This is a genomic window from Sphingobacterium puteale (assembly GCF_003627955.1).
In the GTDB taxonomy this organism is placed as follows: Bacteria; Bacteroidota; Bacteroidia; order Sphingobacteriales; family Sphingobacteriaceae; genus Sphingobacterium; species Sphingobacterium puteale.
Genome location: NZ_RBWS01000018.1, coordinates 34,794 through 56,921 on the forward strand (window position 1 = coordinate 34,794; position 22,128 = coordinate 56,921).

Here is a 22,128-nt window from a genome sequence, read left to right on the forward strand (position 1 = left end):
CAAGGGTAGCCCTTTCTTGGTAAGAAAAAGTTAAATCTATGTTGATCGGGATAACTTTATTAGAAATTTAGCTGCTATATGATAGGCTAAAAGCTACTTAGTATGTTTATTTTTGTATTTTTTTTCATTACATGGTTATTTTTTTTAACCGAAGTAAAAAATAATAGTTGCAAAATTGTAGTTTTGCCTGCTAATACAATTTATCATTATACACCATTCAATAAATTTTATGAAAAGCCTGTGGTTACCACTTTTACTTTTCCTACTTTGCTCCTGCGGAATAGTTCAAGCACAATCCAAAATTGAGGGAAAGATTAACGACGTAAAAGATCAGTTAAAGTTACAAAATGCAACGATCATGTTGTTGACAGCCAGAGATTCGATACTAACGGATTTTACCCGCTCTGATGAAGTCGGAAAATTCTCTTTGGCCAAACCAGATACCGGACAATATATTCTTATCGTTACCTATCCAAAATATGGTGAATTTTATGCAGATATCTTACCGGGGAAGGATTACACAAATTTATCGATTGGACTGACAAGCAGTACAACTTTATTAGAGGAAGTGATTGTAACGGGACGTATCCCTATAACAATTAAAGGCGATACAACGGAATACGATGCCAGAAGTTTCAAGGTGGAGAAAAATGCAAAGGTTGAAGATCTTTTGAAAGTGCTGCCCGGGATCACCGTGGATGCTTCGGGGAAGATTACCGCACAGGGGAAAACGGTCGAAAAGATGCTTGTCGATGGCGAAGAGTTTTTCGGGGATGATCCAAAATTGGTGAGCCGAAATATCCGTTCGGATATGGTCGATAAGATTCAGGTCTATGAGAAGAAATCCGATAAAGCAGAGAAAACCGGTATTGATGATGGAGTACGTACACAGACCATCAATGTAAAATTAAAAGAGGAAGCAAAACGTGGTATATTTGGGAAAGCTGATGCTGGTGTCGGAAATAATAAATTTTACCTTGGCCAAGGCTTTTTGAATTATTTTAATCAATCTTTTCGGCTTTCAACTTATCTGATAGCAAGTAACACCGGAAAAACAGGACTGAATGGTCAAGAGGCATCAAGTATAGGTGGTGATGGTGACGGTTCTGGAAATTTTGAGGGCGAAGGGGTTCCGAAATCCTTAAACACAGGTTTTCTATATTCAGATAAAACAGCGAATAAAAAACATGTATGGCGTATTGATTATAAGTATGGTCAATCGAATGTAGATCTGGACAGAAGTATATTCACAAGAAATGCAGCACGCGATACCATTCTGATCAGCAACAATAATACGGCAGCTTCCAGCGACAGTAAAAAACACAATGTCGGACTGAAATATGAATTTAAAATAGATTCTCTATCGGATCTGACCATTTGGGCTGGTGCGAATAGGAGAAGGGATATTAGCTCCTCAGCAACAATCTCAACGACCTTTAACCAATTTGATCAACAGATTAATGGAAATACCCGAAATTTTAAGAATGATACCGAGGCTGGGCAGTATAATACCTCCGCAATTTATGTGAGGAGATTTAAGAAAAAGGGGCGTTCATTAACATTTAGCTATGCAACATCAGGCAACAAGCAGGACGGAAGACAGCAGCTATATTCCAATCTAAGCTATTACAGGGATGGTGATTCTGTCGGCAGTACGATTTTAGATCAAGAGAAGGTGATTGCAAATAAATCGTTTGCAATAGGGGGAGATGTGTCTTACTCTGAACCCTTATCAAAGAAGCTTATTCTAGCGTTTGAGTACGGCATCAATTTCAACCGCGACAATAACTCGGTAAAATCATCTAACAAAAACCCTGTCACGGGAAAATACGATGATCCGGATGAAGTTTATAGTAACGATTTTTTGTATAAAACCACGAGGAATACCTATAATCTTTCGGTCAACTATAAACCGCTGGAAAAATTTGTTATTAATATCGCAAATAGATTTGAAAATAGTGATTTGTCGCAGTTAAACCGAGCCGATAATGCACATCTGTCCAGGTCCTTTTTTGTTTATAACCCTGTCTTGGATTTAAATTATGAAATTAAAAAAAATAGGTCGATTTCAATGGTGTATAGAGGAACAAATGGATTACCTTCACTCAATCAGATTCAGCCACTACGGTCAAACCTTGACCCGTTGAATGAATATTTAGGAAATGAAAACTTAAAACCATCTTATACCAATGAATTGAATTTAGGTTTTAGATCTTTTTCAATTCTTAAAGGTGAGTTTTATGGTATTTTCATCAATGCTTCCCGTACGAACAAAGCCCTGGTTCAAAATGCAACAATAGATTCTGTGGGTAAGACAACGTTTATCTGGGATAACTTAAATCACAATACCAATAATCAGATTAGCATTAGTCCTATGTATTATGGAATCCTGTGGAAAAAGTATCAATTGAGACACGGTGGAGGACCTACTCTTTCCATTGGTAACAATTATAATTATGTGAACAATATTTTGGCGAATGCGAAGTTTCAAACTTATTCATTGAATTACGGGCTTCAAAAGTCCACAACAAAAGGTCTAGATTTTGAATTTGAAGTTTCGCCGGGCTATGTCATCCAAAATAATTCAATTGGTAAAATGGAAGACAGTAAAGGTTTTACATTATCTTCTAATGGAAGTCTTAAATATTTCCTTCCGGCCAAATTTGTATTGCGGACAGACTTTAACTATCGATATCAGGCACCGACGGCCGTATATAGTAAAAAGTTCGAACGTTTTGTGTTGAGCCCCGCACTATCGAAAAAGTTTATGAAAGACGAGAAGCTCGAAGCAACCTTTATGGTTAATGACATATTGAATCAAAATATTGGCTTTGAACGGAATCAAAACGGCACGTTGCTTACCGAGCGCCGATTTAATACAATCGGTAGGTATTATATGGTAAAACTAAGCTGGGAAATCAATAAGATGTTAGCTAAATCGAAATAAAATGAGAACGATAAAAAATATAATAACCCTATTTTTAGTCCTATTTTTTGGGAAAACGGTGGTAGGACAATACGCTTATTTCCCTGACCGCGGAACGATTACTTTTGAGAAAACCGTATTTCTTAAAAATTTGATCAAGCGTTATGGAGCCTATTCCAAAGATGAAGAGAACCGTAATGCCTTTAAAGGATTGGGGGAAGCGGCTCCAGAAAATCAAGTGCTGAGAAAGACCTTGAAATTTTCTCCTGATGAAGTGATGTATGAGCATATTGCTGAAGATTATCCTGAAGTCACACAGGGGTTGATGCAAATGGGGATTTTTGAATCCGGAATTAGCAGTTACCAGAATTTGAAAACAAAGGAATTCAAATCCACGTTCGAATTGGGAGGAGAACGGATCGTAATAGCTGATTCGATGCTAAAGATAAAATGGAAAATTACGAACGAGTACCGGGAGATCGCGGGGTATCAATGTCGGCGGGCAAACGGACTTGTGCTTGACTCGATCTATGCTGTAGCATTTTATACGGATCAGATTCCAGTATCTGGCGGACCGTCCGCGTTCAATGGTTTACCGGGAATGATTTTGGGGTTGGCTGTTCCGGAGCTTCACTATAATATGTTCGCAACTAAAGTCGAACTGAGTCCAGTAACGATTTCTTCTGCCAATCTTCTTAAGAAAAAAGACAAACCTTTGAATAGAAAACAGGTTTACGACAAACTAAATGCTGTTGTGGGTGGCTATCTTGGCGTTAAGGTGTACAACCTTGTGATGGGTTGTTATTACTTGTAGCCAGCCCAGATCCCCGAAAACATAAAAAAGGCCCTTCATTTGAAAGGCCTTTTTTATGTAAAAACTCAGGAAAGATTATTTTCCGCCGTTTTTCTTAGCAGTAACTTCGTTACGAATTTCTTGTGCTAAGGTTTTGATGTCTTGTAATCCTTTACGTACACGTGTACCAGCAGCAGAATTACCATTGTTGAAGAACTTGTCTGCATCAGCTTCGATAGAAGCTACTAACTCTTTTAATTTTACGTAGTTTTCCATTTTTTTATAATTATAATTTTAGTTTTTATGGTTTTTCCTAAACACTCCTTAAATATACAAAAACGAATCAAATAGAAAATAAATTTCGTTTTTTTTTATCGAAAAAGCTTAAAAAAAACTATTCAACAATCTTAAGTTCGTCAATAATGTTGGTTGCTCCTGCAAATTTATCAATGATAAATAAAACGTAGCGAATGTCAACTGAAATTGTACGTTGTAACTTATGGTCGAAGATCACATCGCCGGCCATCGCCTCAATATTACCATCAAAAGCTAGGCCAATTAATTCACCATTGCCATTTATTACGGGAGAACCTGAGTTTCCGCCTGTTATGTCATTGTCACTTAGGAAGTTTACTGGTAGATACCCTTTTTTGTCAGCATAACGTCCATAGTCCTTATTTTTGTACAGATCCATCAAACGTTGCGGTAAATCGAACTCTTCATCACCTTTTTTGTACTTCGCGATAGTACCTTTTAAAGTGGTGTAGAAGTTCTTGTCAGCGTCATTTCGCGGGTCTTCTGGTAATCCTTTGATTGAACCATATGAAAGACGCAATGTGCTGTTTGCATCTGGATAGAACTTTCCTTTTGGATTGGAAGCCAATACACCGGCGACGTATTTGCGGTAAGCTCCATCAAACTTGTCTTGCTCAGCTTTTAAGCTCGGATCTTCCTCACGGTATTTACTGATCAAAGCTGAAGATAATTTGTACAAGGGATCGTTTGCCAAAATTTCAGCATTTGGATTCTCTAAATAATTATTCAAACGCTCTGCAGAAGCAAAAATGCTGTTTTTTACGGATTCTTTGATGTAAGCTGTAAAATCATTATTGTTTTTCGCAGCCAATTCAGCAACATAAGGGGCAATATTCCCTGCTTTTTTGGCATATAGGTTCAATTCGTCGATCAATACCTGTTCTTCCAGGGGTAGATACATTTTTTCGTAACCAGCATCGATCGCCGATTTTAGTCGAGGAAGAATACCTTTTCTACGTGCTTCATCACCCGCAGCATAAACTTCTAAGCCGGAACCGATAGTGTAAGGTAGTGTTGCAATCGCACTGGAACGAATCATTCCCATGAGATAGTTGTCATGTCTAGCTTTCTCGTTGGTTGCAGTATAGAAAGCATTGATTGTTTTGATCACGTCCCCGTATTCCGCTTTGTTGGCTGCCTTGTTTGCCCATTTATCAAATTTAACCTCATCTTTAGCTTTTGACGCTGCTGTTTTATGTAAGGTCAACGCGTCAATCATACCTTGACGGTTTTTCCAATAATTGGCGACCTGAGAGTATTTCGACGCATAATTCAACTTAACTGCCTGATCTTGGTCCATGAATTTTTTCATGGCGTCCATGCCCGTTTTGGAGGCCTCTACCCAAGCAGGGTATGCAAATTTTACGTTTTGATTGATTCCACCCGAAGGCATCCAACGATTTGTACGGCCGGGATAACCCAAGATCATTGCAAAATCGCCTTCTTGAATACCTTTTAAGCTTACAGGTAAGAAATGTTTTGGTTTCAACGGAACATTGTCCTGTGCATATTCCGCAGGGTTTCCGTTTTTGTCTGCATAGACACGGAAAATCGAAAAGTCACCTGTGTGACGCGGCCATTCCCAGTTATCTGTGTCTCCGCCGAATTTACCGATGCTATTTGGTGGCGTTCCCACTAAACGTACATCGTTATAATCTTGGTACACAAAATAATAATATTCATTTCCTTGGTAGAAAGATTTTACCTCAACAACATACTTACCATTTTCGCTGTTCTCTTTTTGGATTTTGGCGATCTCAGCAGCGATAATTTTGTTGCGCTCATCTTCAGTCATTTTATTATTGACCAAACTTAAGATGCGTTTCGAAACATCATCCATTCGTACGAAGAAGCGGACAGATAGCGATTTTGGTTTCAATTCCTCGCTTTTTGTTTTTGCCCAGAAACCATTTGTTAAGTGGTCATTTTCTGGTGTGGACAGTTCGGCAATGGCGCCATACCCACAGTGGTGGTTGGTGAATACCAAGCCTTGGTCAGATACAATCTCTGCAGTACATCCACCGTTGAATTGTACGATCGCATCTTTTAAACTCGAGTGGTTAATGCTGTAGATCTCTTCGGCACTTAAACGAAGACCTTTCTTTTGCATATCAGCCTCATTCAGACGCTTTAGATACATTAAAAACCACATTCCCTCATCGGCAAATGCAGCAAAGCTTGTTGTTATCAGCAACAAACACATCCATAATTTTTTCATATCAACCTGATAAAAAGTTTGTTTATACCCTACAAAAATGCTTTAATTATGTTAAAAACCAAAATATTAGACTTTATATTATGCTTTTTCCCAATTTTTATGTCAATTAAAAGTAAATGTGTGCGGGAATGTCCTTCAGGGAAAGTCAAATGGACTCTTTTCCTTATCTTTGTAAGATGCAGCAATCATTTGAAAATTTTAAATTCAATAAACAGATCTTAAATGCGATCACAGAAGCAGGTTATGAACAGCCGACTGAGATCCAAGAGAAGGCAATTACACCGATATTGGCGGGGCAAGATGTGATGGGAATAGCCCAGACAGGAACCGGAAAAACGGCTGCATTTGTATTGCCCATGCTGATGAAATTGAAATACGCCCAAGGAATTGATGCGCGAGCGTTGATCTTAACTCCGACCAGAGAATTGGCCATGCAGATTGAAGAGAATATCAGGCTATTTTCTACTTACCTCGATTTACGTTCGGTTGTTTTATATGGCGGATTAGGGCCTAAGACACAGATCGAAACGCTTGAAAAAGGAGTTGATATTATTGTCGCTACACCTGGCCGATTCTTGGATTTATATTTGGAAGGACATATTGTCGTGAAGTCACTCAAGTTTTTGGTGTTGGATGAAGCGGATAAGATGATGGATATGGGCTTCATCAGTAAGATTCACCGTGTATTGGAAATCGTGCCACGTAAACGCCAAAATTTATTGTTTTCGGCGACCATGAGCGAACTTGTTCGTAAGATTGCCGGTGATTTTTTGGCTTTTCCCACTGTAATAGAAGTTTCTGAACAGGCAACGCCGGCTAAAACGGTCAGTCAGGCTTTATATTTTGTTCCCAATCAAAAAACTAAGTTAAATTTACTGCAGCATCTATTGAAAGACGATGAAGCTTTTAGCAGACTGATTGTTTTTTGTAAAACGAAACAAGTTGCGGACAATGTTTTTCATTTCCTGGAACGTAAATATGGCAAAGACGAAGTCCGTGTTATTCATGCCAATAAAGGGCAGAATACACGTATCAACTCAATCAATGCATTTAAGGAAGGGAATATCCGTATCCTTGTTGCAACGGATGTTGCGGCACGGGGACTTGATGTTTCCAATGTAAGCCACGTGATCAATTTCGAAGTGCCTATTGTTATCGAAGACTATGTACATCGTATCGGACGTACAGGCCGGGCATTTAATGAAGGGGATGCGATCACTTTTTGCAATGAGGCCGAGAAATACTATGTACGAAAAATTGAAAAATTGATCAAACAGAGTATTCCGGTATATCCAATTCCAGAGGAGGTTTTCGTGGAGAAGACGCCTTTTCAGGAGAAACAGGATATTGCACGCGATATTGACAACCAAAAGAAAAAAGACAACCCGGATTATCAGGGCGCTTTCCATGAGAAGAAATATGTGATCAAACAAAAGGAAGTACGCGAAGCACAACGTGCCTCAGGCTTTAAGCCGAAGGCTAAAAGCAAAGGGAAGTCCAGTGGGGGAAAATCCACAGGACCAAGCCGTAATTTCAAGAAACGTTAACCAACATGCGGTTTACCCCATTAAATATTGCTAGTGCATGCTTGGTCGCCTGGTTTGTCATGGAAAATCCCAATGACGAAAGGGCACTATTTACATGGGGAGCATTTATAACTTTGATGGTGCTACTGATAGTGGTAGACATTTTGTTTAGAGTACTCATTAAAGAAAATAAGAAAATGTGGATGTTACAGTTGGCATTTTTGGTGTTGGTCTGCGTTGCCAGCCTGATCGTTAAAGTGATATTCAGTTGATATATTTAAAAGTGAAAATTAAAAAATGGAGATAGTGTATAAGCCCTAGGCTGGTTGAGGTAAAATCTCAATACTCAGATCTCAATACTCAGTACTAAGATGAAAAAAGCAGAAATAAAATTACAAGTAGAGCTTGACGAAAACAATGTTCCTGAAAACATCATGTGGTCGTCCACAGACGGGAATAATGCGGAAGAATTACCCGCGAAAGCGATGTTTTTAGCCCTATGGGATTCACATTATAAAAACTCAATGCGTATCGACCTTTGGACAAAAGACATGCCGTACGACGAGATGAAGCGTTTTTTTTACGAAACTTTACAAACTTTAGGCGACTCCTTTATCCGTTCTTCAGGCGGGGATCCCATGGCCGAGAAGGTTATTGGTGACTTGCGCGATTACTGTGCGCATTTCGCAGACAAAATGGAAGTATTAATGCCACAACAATAGTTTTTAACGCTTAACAAACAGTTGATTATGCAATATTTCTTAGTGAAATCTGAACCATTTAAATATAGTTGGGAGCAATTTAATAAAGATGGACGGACGTTTTGGGACGGTGTTCGCAATTACCAGGCTAGGAATAACATGAAAGCAATGAAGGAAGGCGATTTGGTCCTTTTCTATCATAGCAACGAGGGAAAGGATGTCGTTGGTGTCGCCAAGGTCGTGAAAGAATTTTATCAGGACCCAACAACCGACGATGAACGCTGGGTTGTCGTAGATCTGGCTCCTGTTGAAACACTGAAGAAGTCTGTTACGCTGGAGACCATCAAAGCAGATGAGCAATTACAGGATATCGCTTTGGTAAGACAGGGGCGTCTATCGGTGATGCCGCTAAAGCCTGAGGAATTCGACCGAATCTTGGCTTTAGGCAATGGGGAATAACCATTCGACATAAAAAGGTGCAGAATCACATTTTTTGCAGCATATAAAATAAAACGAGGATATGTATGTATATCCTCGTTTTATTTTATAGCAATGTATCAGTCCTGTATTAGTTCTTCTGGCTGAACAGACTGACCAATGCTTTTAGTTTTTTTGCATTTTCGGGTTTTAGTTTTCCCGCAAGAATAAGGCGAAGCTCTCTGCGTTGCAATGCATCTTCATAAGCTTTGTGTTCTGATTCTGTTTCAGGAATCAATACCGGCACAGTTTTAGGGTTATTGTCGGCATCAACGGCAACAAAAGTATAATACGCTTCATTGGTTTTTACGCGAGTGCCCTCCGGCAAATTTGATGCAAAAATTTCCATGCGTACCTCTAACGAACTGTTAAATGCACGGGTGACCTGTGCCTGTATGGTGACCACTTCACCCAATTTGATCGAACGTTTAAAAGATACATTATCTACAGATACCGTAACGACCACATTGCTACAATGTTTCTGCGCAGCAATAGCCGAACAGATATCCATCCAATATAATAAACGGCCGCCCATGAGATTTCCAAACGTATTGGTATCATTCGGAAGGACCAATTCATTCATCTCCGTATATGACTCTCTCGCAAATTTCTCTATCATATTATTTTGTGTCATTATCTTCCAAGTTCTTTAGATTGCCTATCAATTATTGCCAGGGACTCTACAAATGAGGTCGGTACATAGCCCAGTTCGTTTTTGGATTTACTGAGATCAAAACCTGTCAGACGAGGCCTGTTGTCCGCTTGTCCGATACTTGCTGCACTGATTTCCGAGATCAATGATTTGTCAAGTTGCCAATAATCTGCGATAGCATAAACCGCTTCATTGATGGACATCAATTCTGCCCCGGAGATATGGAATATCCCACGAGCCTCTCGTTCAATGGCCAATTGACAAGCAGACGCTAAATCATCTACAAATGTAGGCATTCTCCATTGGTCATTGACTACTTTTATCGCTTCTTTTTGTTTGAGCTTTCCCTTTGCCCAGAGGACCAAATTGGAGCGATTTGGATCAGCGTTGATACCGTATACTAAAATCGTACGTAAAATGGCATAATTACAGGAAGACCGAGCCAGCACTTGCTCAGAAGCATATTTGCTTTTTCCATATTCACTTTGCGGGTTTGGTAGGTCTAGCTCATGATAAGGGCTGCCTTTTTTGCCATCAAACACAAAGTCGGTGGATAAATGGACCAACTGCGCCTGATTTTTTTCGCAGTAGCTCGCCAAGGTTTGTACCAGATCTACATTGATTAGCTGGCAGGCTGCTTTATCGGCCTCACATGCTTCAACACTGGTCATCGCTGCAGTATGCACAATCGCATCAAAGGTATGACTGGATAAAAAATCGGTCAGTTTTGTATGATCCAGTAAATCAATTTGCTCAAATACATATCCAGCTTGATTTGGATTTCTGTTTGAGCCTTTTGAAATAGCTGTAACTTTATAGCGATCGTCTCCGGCAAGTAGGTCTACGACCTTTTGACCCAAAAAACCGTTGGATCCTGTGACAAGAATTTTTTTCATCCGTATAGTTATTTTTTTATCCGTCTTTTAGTTTAATAGGGACTTACACTGTATCATTTCATCCCGATCCAGTTGTACTCGGGACTAATCCGGGCTTCGAGAAAACAAGCGGAATTCTGTGCGTTTAGTTCGTCCAGATAAAGTCCATTTTATTGGACTGTTTCATCACATTTTCAATGACCGATTTCTCCAGATCGAGAATAGATTTCAATGCCTGGTAATCAATCTTTTCCGCATCATCGGTAGGCATGTGGTAGTCTGGATGCCCTCCGGTATGGAAAAATAATACAGGAATATTTTTCTTATAAAAGGAAGTCTGATCGGAACCGCCATTACCATCCTTGCTCAGGTTGAATTTTATTGGCGCCTGGATATCTTTGAAAATTATTGGCCATTGGCTGCTTGTGCCATATCCGATAACGGCAAGTCCATTATCAGGGTTGTAACGGCCGATCATATCCATATTGAGCATGGCTGTGATTTTTTCAAGCGGTAGGGTGGGGTGCTCCGTAAAATATTTGGAACCTACTAATCCCAGCTCCTCAGCGCCAAAGGCTATAAATAATAGATTGTAAGGTTCTTTTTCCTTATTGGTGCTAAAATAACGGGCAAGTTCCAATAAACCAGCAGTACCAGAAGCATTGTCATCAGCGCCATTGTGGATTTTGCCGACACCCAAGGAGTCTTTCGAACTACCTTGGTGACCAGTACCCAAATGATCGTAATGGGCTCCAATAACCACTGTCAGGGCAGCTCCATTATCAATAAAGCCGATAATGTTGTCTGCATCACGGATACTGTCGGCTACTTTCACTTTCCATACTTTGGCTTTGAAAGATTGACGGTAACCATTTTCACCTTTAGGCTGCAATTTATATTTTTTGAATTCTTTTTCGATATAGTCAGCAGCTTTGAATACTTCTTTGCTACCAGTTCCTCTACCTTTCATTTTGTCATCTGCCAGGTAGTAGATATGTTTTTTCAGGTTTGAAATTTCAATTTGCTGTGCTTGTGCGTATTTTGTCAAACAAAGTAAGCAGAGGATTAGGAATAAATTTATGTTTTTCATTTTTGATATTTAGTATGGAGATCGCCATAACCTACATGACTGGATTCTTGATAATCGGATTATGATCCCCATTTATTTTTAACGTTTTAAAAGAAAAGCCTTGCGATTAACAAGGCTTTTGTAAGATATTTCGTTAATCTTCAACGATTTCGCTATGGATACTTGATTTTTCCTCTTTTTCCGTTTTAAAATACCGTTTTTGGAATAGTAATATTAACACAACACCTACTGAGATTGCCGAATCAGCGATATTAAATACTGGTCTGAAGAATAGAAAATCTTCGCCACCCCAAAAAGGCACCCAGGTAGGGAATGTACCTTCGATTAACGGGAAATAAAGCATGTCGACCACCTTTCCATGCAAGAAGGACGAATAGCCTCCAGCGGCGGGAAATAAGGATGCTTTGTCGTAAAAGGTGCTCTCACTGAAGATTACGCCATAGAATGCTGAATCAATGATATTGCCCAAAGCACCAGCGAGAATCAAGGCTACGTTTAATATAAAACCACGGTTGTATTTATTCTTGATCATATAGTGTAGACCATATCCAATACCAGCTACAGCCAGTATCCGAAACACGGTCAGGAACAATTTCCCGTAATCACCACCAAATTCCATTCCGTAGGCCATTCCATTGTTTTCAATAAAATGGATCTGGAAGAATTTACCTAATATGTGATGACTTTGTCCAATTGTCATCGAGAGCTTAACCCATATTTTGGACAATTGGTCTATTAAAAGAATCGCGACAATTAGTGCGACTGGTTTCGTATACCCCTTCATTGTGCTATAAAAATGGTCTTTGCCCGCGCAAAGACCATATATTTTTGCTTAAAATTAATATTGTTTGTTTTTCGCTTCGATGCTCAATGTCGTATGCGGGACAGCTTTCAAACGTTCTTTTTGAATCAGTTTTCCGGTTTCTCTACAGATACCATACGTTTTGTTCTCGATGCGTACCAAGGCTGCTTCAAGGTTGTCGATAAACTTCTTTTGACGCGCAGCCAATTGGTTGGTTTGCTCTTTTTCCAACGTTGCAGAACCATCCTCTAAGGTCTTGTAAGTCCCCGCAGTATCATCTGTACCATTCGCATTGCTGTTATTAAGCGTTGCTGTCAACGAGGAAAGCTCTTCTTTTGCTATTCTAAGCTTGTCCAAGATAATATCTTTGAATTCTTGTAATTCTGAATCGCTATAGCGTGTTTTCTCGTTGTTGTTTGCCATAATTTAATTTTTTTGGATTAATGCCTTAAGTTCTTTGCCATCGATCTCGATGGTCTCTCCTTCAGTTAGTGAATCTTCAAATACCAATGAATCGGCTAGAATTTCGGTGCAAATATACGATAAATTTTCTTTCGCAGCATTGACTACTTCTGAGGTAGCTGTTAACTTTACGTTAATTCTATCCGTCACTTCAAGCCCTTTTTCCTTCCGTAGATTTTGTAGACGGTTGATCAATTCTCTTGATAAACCTTCTTTCTTCAATTCTTCGGTGATATGGACATCCAATGCTACGGTCAATTTACCTAGATTGGCAACCTGCCATCCTTCCACATCCTCTGCTATAATTTCTACATCGCTCAATAGAATAGTATATGGTGTGCCAGCTAAGGCCAATTCACCAGTTGATTCCAAGGTACTGATCTGTTCTATAGTCAACGATTGGATAGCTGAAGAGACTAACTTCATATCCTTACCAACTTTCGCGCCAAGAGCTTTGAAGTTTGGTTTTATTTTTTTCTTGATAATACCTGTTGTATCCGTAATGAACTCAATATCTTTGATATTAGTTTCCGAAAGTATCAAATCTTTTACTTTTTCTACTTTCTCCTGGAAAGCACTGTCCAGTACTGGGACGAGGATTTTGTTCAATGGCTGACGCACATTGATCGACGTTTTTTTACGCAATGAAAGTGTCAAAGAGGAGATGTCTTGTGCCAGGGCCATACGTTCTTCCAGATCTTTGTCTACCAAGTTTTCATTGTATACCGGGAAGTTCGCCAAGTGTACAGAATCAACTTGCTCTTTATTTGTTGCAGTATTCAAATCCAGGAACAGTCTATCCGAGAAAAATGGCGATATCGGTGACATTAATTTCGCAATGGTATCCAAGCAAGTATATAATGTCTGATAGGCAGAAATTTTATCTTCTGTATATTCTCCCTTCCAGAAGCGTCGGCGGCACAAACGGACGTACCAGTTACTCAGGTGTTCGTCCACAAAATTTTGGATTGCACGAGCCGCTTTTGTCGGTTCGTAATCCGCTAGATATTCATCCACTTCTTTCGTTAGTGAATTGAGTAATGAGATGATCCAACGATCGATTTCAGGACGGTTTTCCAATGCAATATCTGGTTCTGCGTAGGAGAACTTGTCTATATTGGCATAAAGTGCAAAAAATGCATAGGTATTGTATAGCGTGCCGAAAAATTTACGACGTACCTCATCCAATCCCTCCATGTTGAATTTTAGGTTATCCCAAGGAGCTGCATTACTGATCATATACCAACGAGTAGCATCGGCACTGTATTGATCTATTGTTGAAAATGGATCAACGCCATTACCTAGACGTTTGGACATCTTATTTCCGTTCTTATCCAATACCAGACCGTTGGAAACCACGTTTTTAAAAGAAACTGATTTATACATCATCGTGGAGATCGCATGTAGCGTAAAGAACCAGCCACGAGTCTGGTCAACACCTTCCGCAATGAAGTCTGCCGGATATGCATGATTGAATCCGTCTTTAAAAGGAAACTCTTCACCTTTTGCCAATTTCTCATGATCCAATCCCCATTGGGCATAAGGCATTGCACCTGAGTCGAACCATACATCGATTAAGTCAGGCTCACGGAATAATTTTTGACCGGCATCAGAAACAAGAACGATATCGTCCACATATGGACGGTGTAAATCCAGCTTTTCTGTATCAAATTTATCCAGGTAAGCCTGGTTTTTCGCTTTCTCATCTGCCGATAGGACATCCGAAGTCAGTGAAGCCTCCAACAAAGATTTTAACTCCGGTAACGAACCGATACAAACCTCTTCATTCTCATCTTCCGAACGCCAGATAGGAAGAGGAGTCCCCCAGTAGCGTGAGCGTGAAAGGTTCCAGTCTACCAGGTTTTCCAGCCAGTTTCCAAAGCGTCCTGTTCCGGTAGCTTCAGGTTTCCAATTGATTGTTTTATTTAAAGCAACCAAGTCCTCTTTTACGGCAGTTGTACGGATAAACCAGCTATCCAATGGATAGTATAAAACCGGTTTGTCAGTACGCCAGCAGTGTGGGTAGGTGTGCTCGTATTTCTTAACATCAAAGGCTTTATTGTCCTCCTTAAGTTTGATCGAGATCAATACGTCTGTAGGTTTGAAATCTTCTTTCGCACGCTCATCAGCACTGTAGTATTCTTCTTTTACAAATCGTCCTGCAAAATCCGTGATTTCATTGACGAAACGGCCTGTACGGTCTACTGTAGGAACATCTTTTCCATTTTCGTCTTTTACCAAAATACCCGGAACACCATGTTCTTTCGCTACCCGGAAGTCATCTGCACCATAAGTAGGCGCAGCATGCACGATACCCGTACCATCTTCGGTGGTCACAAAGTCACCGGGGATGACGCGAAAAGCATTTTCCTGTAGATCTTCATTGGTGATATAAGGCAGCAACTGTTCATAGCGCAAGCCTACAAGTTCTTCGCCCACAAATTCAGCCGCAAGTTCCCAAGGGATTACTTTATCGCCCAATTTGTAGTCTTGGAAAGAGGCATTTTCACCTTCAGCTTTAAAGTGTTTACTGATCAGATCTTTCGCTAATACAACAGATACCGGTGCACCCGTATATTTATTGAACGTTCTGATTTTGACATAGTTTATTTTCTTGCCAACAACCAAAGCTGTATTGGAAGGTAAGGTCCAAGGTGTAGTTGTCCAGGCGATAAATGCAACATCTTCGGCTTCATCATCCACTAATTTTTCAATAGCTGGATGCAGCTGGCTTTTGATCAATCGGAATTCAGCAACAATGGTTGTATCCTTCACATCTTTATACGTGCCCGGCTGATTAAGCTCATGTGAACTCAAACCTGTACCCGCAGCAGGTGAATAAGGTTGAATGGTGTAACCTTTGTATAATAAACCCTTTTTGTAAAGTTCTTTTAACAAATACCATAAGGTTTCGATGTATTCGTTTTTATAGGTGATGTAAGGATGTTCAAGATCAACCCAATAGCCCATTTTGTTGGTTAGGTCATTCCATACATCCGTGTATTTCATTACTTCCTTGCGGCAAGCGTCGTTATATTCTTCTACGGTAATCTTTTTGCCAATATCCTCCTTAGTAATACCAAGGGCTTTCTCGACAGCAAGCTCAATCGGGAGACCATGGGTATCCCAACCTCCTTTTCGTTTCACCTGATAGCCTTTCAATGTCTTGTAACGACAGAAAATATCCTTAATCGTACGAGCCATCACGTGATGGATTCCAGGCATTCCATTTGCAGAAGGTGGCCCCTCAAAAAATGTATATGACTTGCTCTCAGGGCGATTATTGATACTTTTTTCGAATATTTTTTCCTGTTCCCAACGGGTCAAAATCTCTTTACCAATCTCCGGTAAATTTAACTGCTTATATTCTTTGTACATCAGACTGTTGTATGCTTCTTTTCTAAAGGTCGCTAATTTAGTGAATTATGATGGAAAAAGAAAGAGGCCTTTGTTGCTGTAATATCATTATATAAAGGACTCAATATTTTCAAAAATATTGCCAAGGGGTAAGAATGGAGTATTACGCGAGAATGCTCCGCGCTGAGATCGAGTTAAACGCTGAGAAACCGCTAAATTGTTGTGGGAACGGGCGAATAAAAGAACACCGAAAATAGATCCACATCTATCTAGAAAGCTAAAATAAAAGCGGGATTGCTACTGGCAATCCCGCTTTTATTGAAATATGTATAGATTTCAACTTATGCTGAAAAACTGCTTCCACACCCACAGGTGCTTGTCGCATTTGGGTTATTGAAAGTAAAGCCTCTCGCATCAAGTCCTGATTTGAAATCAATTTCCATGCCTGCAAGATATAGGCCGTGGGCTTTGTTCATAAATATGCGGATGCCTTCAATTTCGTACTCGTTGTCTCCATCTTTTTTCTGGTCAAAGCCCAGGATATAACTCATACCCGAACAACCACCGCCTTCTACACCAACACGTAAACCAAAATCATCAGAGATTTCTTGCTGATCCTTTAATTTATTGAGTTCCTTGATTGCTCCTTGCGTTAAGGTAACGGGAGCAATTGCTGTATGTTCTGTGCTCATTTTGATATTGTTTTAGCCAATTCTTAAGCAAAAATACATATTTTAAGTCGCAAATTGTCTGTATTGCATTTTTTGACATTTACAAAACATTCAATTTTTGGGGAGAGGAACGCTTGAATTAATATTTAAAAAGATCGTATGGGAATTAGGTAATTCGCATAAATAAGGCTGTTTTCCTAAGAATATTTAATAAAATATGGCTGTTTGTCGATATTCTTTATGGAATATGCTATCTTTGAGGCATTAAAATAAAAACAAAATTTACTTTACAACATTTAAAAACAATGGAAAGAGATCAAGCCATTTTTAATTTAATAGCTGATGAGCTTAAACGCCAAGAAGAAGGTATTGAATTAATTGCTTCGGAAAACTTTGTTTCAAAACAAGTGATGGAAGCTGCTGGTTCAGTGTTGACAAATAAATATGCAGAAGGCCTCCCAGGAAAACGTTACTATGGAGGTTGTGAAGTTGTGGATGAGATTGAAACCATCGCTATTGACCGTGCGAAACAATTGTTCGGCGCAGAATGGGTAAATGTTCAGCCTCACTCTGGTGCACAGGCAAATGCTGCTGTTTTTTTGGCGACAATCAAGCCCGGCGATAAAATTTTAGGTCTTGATTTATCGCACGGTGGACACTTGACTCATGGATCACCGGCAAATCTTTCTGGTAAGATCTATCAACCATTATTTTATGGTGTAAAAGAAGATACAGGTTTGATTGATTACGAGCAATTGGAGGAGACTGCTCTTCGTGAAAAGCCAAAAATGATCATCTGTGGTGCTTCGGCTTATTCACGTGATTGGGATTATGCCCGTATCCGTAAAGTTGCTGATGAAATCGGTGCGATTGTTTTGGCAGATATTTCCCACCCTGCAGGTCTGATCGCTCGTGGTTTATTGAATGATCCACTTCCTCATTGTCATATTGTGACAACAACTACACATAAGACATTACGTGGCCCACGTGGCGGTATGATTATGGTAGGTAAGGATTTTGAAAATCCTTGGGGTATCAAAACGCCTAAAGGCGAGACCCGTACAATAACGCAATTGTTGGATCTTGCTGTTTTCCCAGGTACGCAAGGTGGTCCTTTGGAACATACCATTGCTGCAAAAGCAATTGCTTACGGTGAAGCGCTATCCGATGATTATATGGAGTATATTGTTCAGGTGAAGAAAAATGCGGCTGCATTGGCGAAGTACTTCGTTGATAAAGATTATAAAATTATCTCTGGCGGTACAGATAATCACTTGATGTTGGTTGACTTGCGCAACAAAGATATTTCAGGTAAAGAAGCAGAAGCAGTATTGGGCAAAGCGGGTATCACAACCAACAAAAACATGGTTCCTTTTGATACACGTTCACCTTTTGTGACTTCAGGAGTACGTTTTGGCACTGCAGCAATCACGACACGGGGCATCAAAGAAAATGAAATTGTTCAAATCGGAGAATTGATTGACGAAGCATTGCGAAATGCATCGAACGATGCCGAATTGGATAAAATTCATGGTAAGGTGAAAGCCATGATGGCCGAGTTTCCATTGTATAAATAAGACGACTGCCTCGCTATACAATAGCGGAATCACTCCAGGGTGGTTCCGCTATTTTTCGTTTTGGACCTAAGCTACATTTGCAACTCCCGGCTCTGCCTATGTTCGTTCCCTTCTTTTAAGATGTCATGTTCGAGGCAGTATGGACTGCGAAACCGGTTTATAATTCCCTGTTGGAAATTAGGAGACAACTTTTGGAATAATAGGCGTTTTATACTAATTAAAACAACGAACTAACAGAGGCTTGATACGCTTTCATCCAATGGGGGCCGGACCAGGTTCTTGTAAGCTCCCTGTTATCTGTCAATTTGGGTCAGCGTGATTCATCGGATAAGTCGAAGCAGACCTAAGTATGTCAGGTGCTTTTTTTGTAAAAGGAAGGAAGTTTTTAATTTTTAAAATGTTAAAAAGTCTTAAAATAAAATGTAAAAATTTGATTACTCAATAATTTTACGGTACTTTGAGATAGTATTAATTGATTGTTTTACAATAAGAAAGGAACACTATACGCTAAACATTTACATTTTACAACAGAACTGATAATTTAATTGCGAACTGCTAAAAAAGTAAGTGACGTATGAGACTTTTGAAAAGTAAGAGTGATCAAGAATTGATCCAAATGTATGTCGGTGGCCAGGAGTCTGGCCTAGAGGCATTGTTGAATCGATATAAATCGAAGATTTACACCTCTATATATATGAAAGTAAAAGACGAATATCTTGCTGAAGATATTTTCCAGGAGACTTTCATTAAAATCATCAATACCTTAAAATCGGGCAAATACAACGAAGAGGGGAAATTTTTGCCTTGGGCGATCCGTATTGCGCATAATATGATCGTTGACTTTTTCAGGAAAGCCAAACGGGCTCCCAATATTGTAAATGCAGATGGTTTTGATATTTTTGAAGTGTTGGAGTTCAGTGATGAAAGCGCTGAGTCTAAAATGCTGAAACAACAGGTCGATGTCGATTTAAAGAAAATGATACAGAAACTACCTGATGATCAGAAAGAGGTTTTGATTATGCGTCATTTTTGTGATATGAGCTTTAAGGATATTGCCGAGATAACAGAGGTGAGTATCAATACTGCGTTAGGAAGAATGCGCTATGCTTTGAGCAATCTTCGTAAAATGATTGAAGGCTCTGATTTAGTCTTTCAGATGGGATAGTGGAAAAAATACTATAATGTAGAAAATAACAATAACGGGGTGAGGTTTTCACCCCTTTTTTATGCAACAATGTCATGTCGGCATCAGAAGAATTTGTTCTTTTTGTCAGTTATAAGCTTTTTATTATCTTAGAAATTCATGTCTTAATCAATTTATGGGAATTGGAATAGGGTTTGATAGTCATTATAGAAACTATTAAAAGATAATAACGATAAAAATATAAAAGCTATGTACTTGATTTTATTTATTGGAATAATGGTGGTAAGCCTGATTGTCCAGACACGATTTAAAAACAAATTTAAAAAGTATTCGGAGATGCCGTTGGGGAATGGGATGTCGGGTGCTGAGATTGCGCAAAAAATGCTCAACGATAACGGTATATATGATGTGAAAGTGATCTCCATTCCTGATCGCTTGGGCGACCATTATAATCCATCGGATAAAACGGTAAACCTGAGCCCTGAAGTGTATAGTGGTCGTAGTGTGGCGGCGGCGGCAGTAGCGGCGCATGAATGTGGTCACGCTGTTCAGCATGCAAAGGCTTACAAATGGTTGGGTTTCCGTTCGGCAATGGTACCTATGGTCAATGTGGCTTCCAAACTGACCTCATGGGTGCTAATGCTCGGTGTGATGTTATTTGCATTTTCCAAAGGCGGTAATCCTTGGCTGCTGGCCGTAGGGGTAGGTGCTTTGGCTATTACAACAATTTTTTCATTTATCACACTTCCGGTAGAATTCGATGCATCAGACCGGGCGCTAGCCTGGTTAAACCATGCCGGAGTTACCTATAACGGTGAGGAGCACGATGGTGCGAAGGATGCGTTGAAATGGGCTGCCATGACGTATGTAGTTGCTGCTTTGAGTGCCTTGGTAACACTTTTATACTATGCGTCGATGTTATTTGGCGGGCGTAGGAGCGAGTAAAGAACGATTTAACAACTTTAGGATATAAAAAATGCGATTATTTTTAATAGTCGCATTTTTTATAGGGTGTTAATGAGGTTACTACAGACTATTTTTTTAACTTTGCTGTTTATATAGAATAAGACTCAGATTTTATGTTTTCAAATCTTCAAGATAAGCTAGATAGAGCCTTTAAGGTATTAAAAGGGCAAGGCAGTATTACCGAAATTAACGTTGCTGAAACGATGAAAGAAATTCGCAAGGCATTGTTGGATGCCGACGTGAATTACAAGACTGCTAAAACTTTTACAGATGATGTTAGACAAAAAGCTTTAGGGCAGAACGTTTTAACAAGTATTTCTCCGGGTCAATTGTTGACTAAAATCATGAATGATGAGTTGACAGCATTGATGGGCGGATCTGTTACCGAGCTGGAGACTGGTAAAAATCCTACTGTTATTTTGATCGCGGGTCTGAACGGTGCCGGTAAAACAACTTTTTCCGGAAAGTTAGCCTTATACCTGAAAGATAAAAAGAACAAAAAGCCATTATTGGTCGCTGGTGACGTTTATCGTCCGGCCGCCATTGACCAATTGGAGGTACTCGCTGAGCAAGTTGGTGTACCTGTATATGTCAATAGAGAATCAACGGATCCGATTGCTATTGCCAAAGCAGGTGTTGAAGAGGCAAAACGCAATGGCCATAATGTAGTCATTATTGATACCGCTGGTCGTTTGGCGATAGATGAGCCTTTGATGGTAGAGATCACTGCGGTTAAGGAAGCAACAAAACCGGATGAGATCTTATTTGTAGTTGACTCGATGACGGGTCAGGATGCTGTCAATACAGCGAAGACATTCAACGATCGCCTTGATTTTACAGGTGTTGTATTGACCAAATTGGATGGTGATACACGCGGTGGTGCTGCGCTATCCATAAAATCCGTTGTCAATAAGCCAATTAAGTTTATCGGTACCGGAGAGAAGATGGATGCATTGGATGTTTTCTACCCCGATCGTATGGCATCCCGCATTTTGGGTATGGGTGACGTGGTATCTTTGGTAGAGCGTGCACAACAACAGTTTGACGAAAAGCAAGCTGCTGAACTTCAAAAGAAAATCCGTAAGAATAAATTTGATTTCAATGATTTCAAATCCCAGATCCAACAGATCAAAAAAATGGGTAATATGAAAGATTTGATGGGCATGATCCCCGGCGTAGGAAAGGCAATGAAAGATATTGAAGTCGATGACAATGCGTTCAAACCTATTGAAGCGATCATTGATTCGATGACTCCTTTTGAGCGTGAAAATCCGGATGTAATTGACCAAAAACGTCGTTTACGTATTGCCAAAGGTTCCGGAACAGACATTAATGAAGTAAACAAATTGTTGAAGCAATTTGGTGATATGCGAAAGGTGATGAAGCAAATGTCTAACCCGGCGATGGCCGCTAAGCTGATGCGCAATATGCCTAAAATGCCAGGAAAAATGTAATTTTAGTGTATAGTTATATCGTATGGGGCATTGTAGGCATACAATGCCCCATTTTTTTAATAAATAATTCGTAATTTCAAGTTCCTCGCTCGAGTAAACGAAATAATTGTTAAATTTGTAAT

19 protein-coding genes are annotated in these 22,128 nt (G+C 39.7%); 10 read left to right on the plus strand and 9 right to left on the minus strand.

The annotated features are described in order from the left end of the window. Nucleotides 1–229 precede the first annotated feature (229 nt). A complete protein-coding gene (locus tag D7322_RS21225; protein ID WP_121126241.1) occupies nucleotides 230–2,947 on the plus strand; it encodes an outer membrane beta-barrel protein in 2,718 nt (905 codons plus the stop codon). A 1-nt stretch (nucleotide 2,948) separates the two neighbouring features. Beyond that, complete coding sequence (locus tag D7322_RS21230) at nucleotides 2,949–3,740, plus strand: GLPGLI family protein (protein WP_121126242.1); 792 nt, start codon at nucleotides 2,949–2,951, stop codon at nucleotides 3,738–3,740. Nucleotides 3,741–3,815: 75 nt separating this feature from the next. Here D7322_RS21230 and D7322_RS21235 read toward each other — a convergent pair whose 3' ends face one another. After that, nucleotides 3,816–3,995, minus strand: coding sequence for a histone H1 (locus D7322_RS21235; RefSeq protein ID WP_104384913.1), 180 nt, complete (start codon nucleotides 3,993–3,995; stop codon nucleotides 3,816–3,818). Nucleotides 3,996–4,113: 118 nt separating this feature from the next. Continuing rightward, entirely contained in the window at nucleotides 4,114–6,252 is a 2,139-nt protein-coding gene (locus D7322_RS21240; protein ID WP_121126243.1) for a S46 family peptidase, read from the minus strand. 176 nt (nucleotides 6,253–6,428) lie between these two features. Here D7322_RS21240 and D7322_RS21245 point away from each other — a divergent pair, with 176 nt between their 5' ends. From D7322_RS21245 to D7322_RS21260, 4 genes are all read left to right on the plus strand, one after another. Further along, on the plus strand, nucleotides 6,429–7,799 hold the full coding sequence (locus D7322_RS21245; protein WP_121126244.1) for a DEAD/DEAH box helicase: 1,371 nt from the start codon (nucleotides 6,429–6,431) through the stop codon (nucleotides 7,797–7,799). 5 nt (nucleotides 7,800–7,804) lie between these two features. Then, nucleotides 7,805–8,050 (plus strand): hypothetical protein, encoded by a 246-nt coding sequence (locus D7322_RS21250; RefSeq protein WP_121126245.1) that lies wholly within the window; start codon nucleotides 7,805–7,807, stop codon nucleotides 8,048–8,050. Nucleotides 8,051–8,149: 99 nt separating this feature from the next. Beyond that, on the plus strand, nucleotides 8,150–8,500 hold the full coding sequence (gldC, locus tag D7322_RS21255; RefSeq protein WP_088160288.1) for a gliding motility protein GldC: 351 nt from the start codon (nucleotides 8,150–8,152) through the stop codon (nucleotides 8,498–8,500). 27 nt (nucleotides 8,501–8,527) lie between these two features. Further along, nucleotides 8,528–8,938 (plus strand): EVE domain-containing protein, encoded by a 411-nt coding sequence (locus tag D7322_RS21260; RefSeq protein ID WP_108635912.1) that lies wholly within the window; start codon nucleotides 8,528–8,530, stop codon nucleotides 8,936–8,938. 109 nt (nucleotides 8,939–9,047) lie between these two features. Here D7322_RS21260 and D7322_RS21265 read toward each other — a convergent pair whose 3' ends face one another. The 7 genes from D7322_RS21265 to D7322_RS21295 form a co-directional block, all read right to left on the minus strand. Continuing rightward, a complete protein-coding gene (locus D7322_RS21265; RefSeq protein WP_108636105.1) occupies nucleotides 9,048–9,575 on the minus strand; it encodes an acyl-CoA thioesterase in 528 nt (175 codons plus the stop codon). Nucleotides 9,576–9,589: 14 nt separating this feature from the next. Continuing rightward, nucleotides 9,590–10,504, minus strand: coding sequence for an SDR family oxidoreductase (locus tag D7322_RS21270; protein ID WP_121126246.1), 915 nt, complete (start codon nucleotides 10,502–10,504; stop codon nucleotides 9,590–9,592). Nucleotides 10,505–10,628: 124 nt separating this feature from the next. Beyond that, entirely contained in the window at nucleotides 10,629–11,573 is a 945-nt protein-coding gene (locus D7322_RS21275; RefSeq protein WP_121126247.1) for a M20/M25/M40 family metallo-hydrolase, read from the minus strand. Nucleotides 11,574–11,706: 133 nt separating this feature from the next. Beyond that, nucleotides 11,707–12,357: a lipoprotein signal peptidase gene (locus D7322_RS21280; RefSeq protein WP_108635909.1), complete on the minus strand. Its 651-nt coding sequence runs from the start codon at nucleotides 12,355–12,357 to the stop codon at nucleotides 11,707–11,709. 54 nt (nucleotides 12,358–12,411) lie between these two features. Beyond that, nucleotides 12,412–12,798: a TraR/DksA family transcriptional regulator gene (locus D7322_RS21285; protein WP_046674049.1), complete on the minus strand. Its 387-nt coding sequence runs from the start codon at nucleotides 12,796–12,798 to the stop codon at nucleotides 12,412–12,414. A 3-nt stretch (nucleotides 12,799–12,801) separates the two neighbouring features. After that, a complete protein-coding gene (gene ileS / locus D7322_RS21290) occupies nucleotides 12,802–16,215 on the minus strand; it encodes an isoleucine--tRNA ligase (RefSeq protein ID WP_121126248.1) in 3,414 nt (1,137 codons plus the stop codon). 320 nt (nucleotides 16,216–16,535) lie between these two features. Continuing rightward, complete coding sequence (locus D7322_RS21295; protein WP_104384906.1) at nucleotides 16,536–16,886, minus strand: HesB/IscA family protein; 351 nt, start codon at nucleotides 16,884–16,886, stop codon at nucleotides 16,536–16,538. Between the two features lie 284 nt (nucleotides 16,887–17,170). Between D7322_RS21295 and glyA the strand changes: the two genes are divergently transcribed. From glyA to ffh, 4 genes are all read left to right on the plus strand, one after another. Further along, the gene (glyA, locus tag D7322_RS21300) at nucleotides 17,171–18,442 is read left to right on the plus strand and encodes a serine hydroxymethyltransferase (RefSeq protein WP_121126249.1); all 1,272 of its coding nucleotides are present in this window, start codon (nucleotides 17,171–17,173) and stop codon (nucleotides 18,440–18,442) included. 574 nt (nucleotides 18,443–19,016) lie between these two features. Then, nucleotides 19,017–19,607, plus strand: a complete 591-nt coding sequence (locus D7322_RS21305) for an RNA polymerase sigma factor (RefSeq protein WP_077437828.1) — start codon at nucleotides 19,017–19,019, stop codon at nucleotides 19,605–19,607. Nucleotides 19,608–19,835: 228 nt separating this feature from the next. Continuing rightward, on the plus strand, nucleotides 19,836–20,531 hold the full coding sequence (locus tag D7322_RS21310) for a zinc metallopeptidase (RefSeq protein ID WP_121126250.1): 696 nt from the start codon (nucleotides 19,836–19,838) through the stop codon (nucleotides 20,529–20,531). Nucleotides 20,532–20,665: 134 nt separating this feature from the next. Next, entirely contained in the window at nucleotides 20,666–22,006 is a 1,341-nt protein-coding gene (gene ffh, locus D7322_RS21315) for a signal recognition particle protein (RefSeq protein WP_121126251.1), read from the plus strand. Nucleotides 22,007–22,128 lie beyond the last annotated feature (122 nt).

Bases quoted from the DNA above. Each gene is read 5' to 3' on its own strand.
- D7322_RS21225 (WP_121126241.1), top strand. From the start codon at position 230: ATGAAAAGCCTGTGGTTACCACTTTTACTTTTCCTACTTTGCTCCTGC.
- D7322_RS21235 (WP_104384913.1), bottom strand. From the start codon at position 3,995: ATGGAAAACTACGTAAAATTAAAAGAGTTAGTAGCTTCTATCGAAGCT.
- glyA (WP_121126249.1), top strand. From the start codon at position 17,171: ATGGAAAGAGATCAAGCCATTTTTAATTTAATAGCTGATGAGCTTAAA.
- ffh (WP_121126251.1), top strand. From the start codon at position 20,666: ATGTTTTCAAATCTTCAAGATAAGCTAGATAGAGCCTTTAAGGTATTA.
- D7322_RS21260 (WP_108635912.1), top strand. From the start codon at position 8,528: ATGCAATATTTCTTAGTGAAATCTGAACCATTTAAATATAGTTGGGAG.
- D7322_RS21285 (WP_046674049.1), bottom strand. From the start codon at position 12,798: ATGGCAAACAACAACGAGAAAACACGCTATAGCGATTCAGAATTACAA.
- D7322_RS21275 (WP_121126247.1), bottom strand. From the start codon at position 11,573: ATGAAAAACATAAATTTATTCCTAATCCTCTGCTTACTTTGTTTGACA.
- D7322_RS21265 (WP_108636105.1), bottom strand. From the start codon at position 9,575: ATGATAGAGAAATTTGCGAGAGAGTCATATACGGAGATGAATGAATTG.
- D7322_RS21310 (WP_121126250.1), top strand. From the start codon at position 19,836: ATGTACTTGATTTTATTTATTGGAATAATGGTGGTAAGCCTGATTGTC.
- ileS (WP_121126248.1), bottom strand. From the start codon at position 16,215: ATGTACAAAGAATATAAGCAGTTAAATTTACCGGAGATTGGTAAAGAG.
- gldC (WP_088160288.1), top strand. From the start codon at position 8,150: ATGAAAAAAGCAGAAATAAAATTACAAGTAGAGCTTGACGAAAACAAT.
- D7322_RS21230 (WP_121126242.1), top strand. From the start codon at position 2,949: ATGAGAACGATAAAAAATATAATAACCCTATTTTTAGTCCTATTTTTT.
- D7322_RS21295 (WP_104384906.1), bottom strand. From the start codon at position 16,886: ATGAGCACAGAACATACAGCAATTGCTCCCGTTACCTTAACGCAAGGA.
- D7322_RS21280 (WP_108635909.1), bottom strand. From the start codon at position 12,357: ATGAAGGGGTATACGAAACCAGTCGCACTAATTGTCGCGATTCTTTTA.
- D7322_RS21250 (WP_121126245.1), top strand. From the start codon at position 7,805: ATGCGGTTTACCCCATTAAATATTGCTAGTGCATGCTTGGTCGCCTGG.
- D7322_RS21305 (WP_077437828.1), top strand. From the start codon at position 19,017: ATGAGACTTTTGAAAAGTAAGAGTGATCAAGAATTGATCCAAATGTAT.
- D7322_RS21270 (WP_121126246.1), bottom strand. From the start codon at position 10,504: ATGAAAAAAATTCTTGTCACAGGATCCAACGGTTTTTTGGGTCAAAAG.
- D7322_RS21240 (WP_121126243.1), bottom strand. From the start codon at position 6,252: ATGAAAAAATTATGGATGTGTTTGTTGCTGATAACAACAAGCTTTGCT.
- D7322_RS21245 (WP_121126244.1), top strand. From the start codon at position 6,429: ATGCAGCAATCATTTGAAAATTTTAAATTCAATAAACAGATCTTAAAT.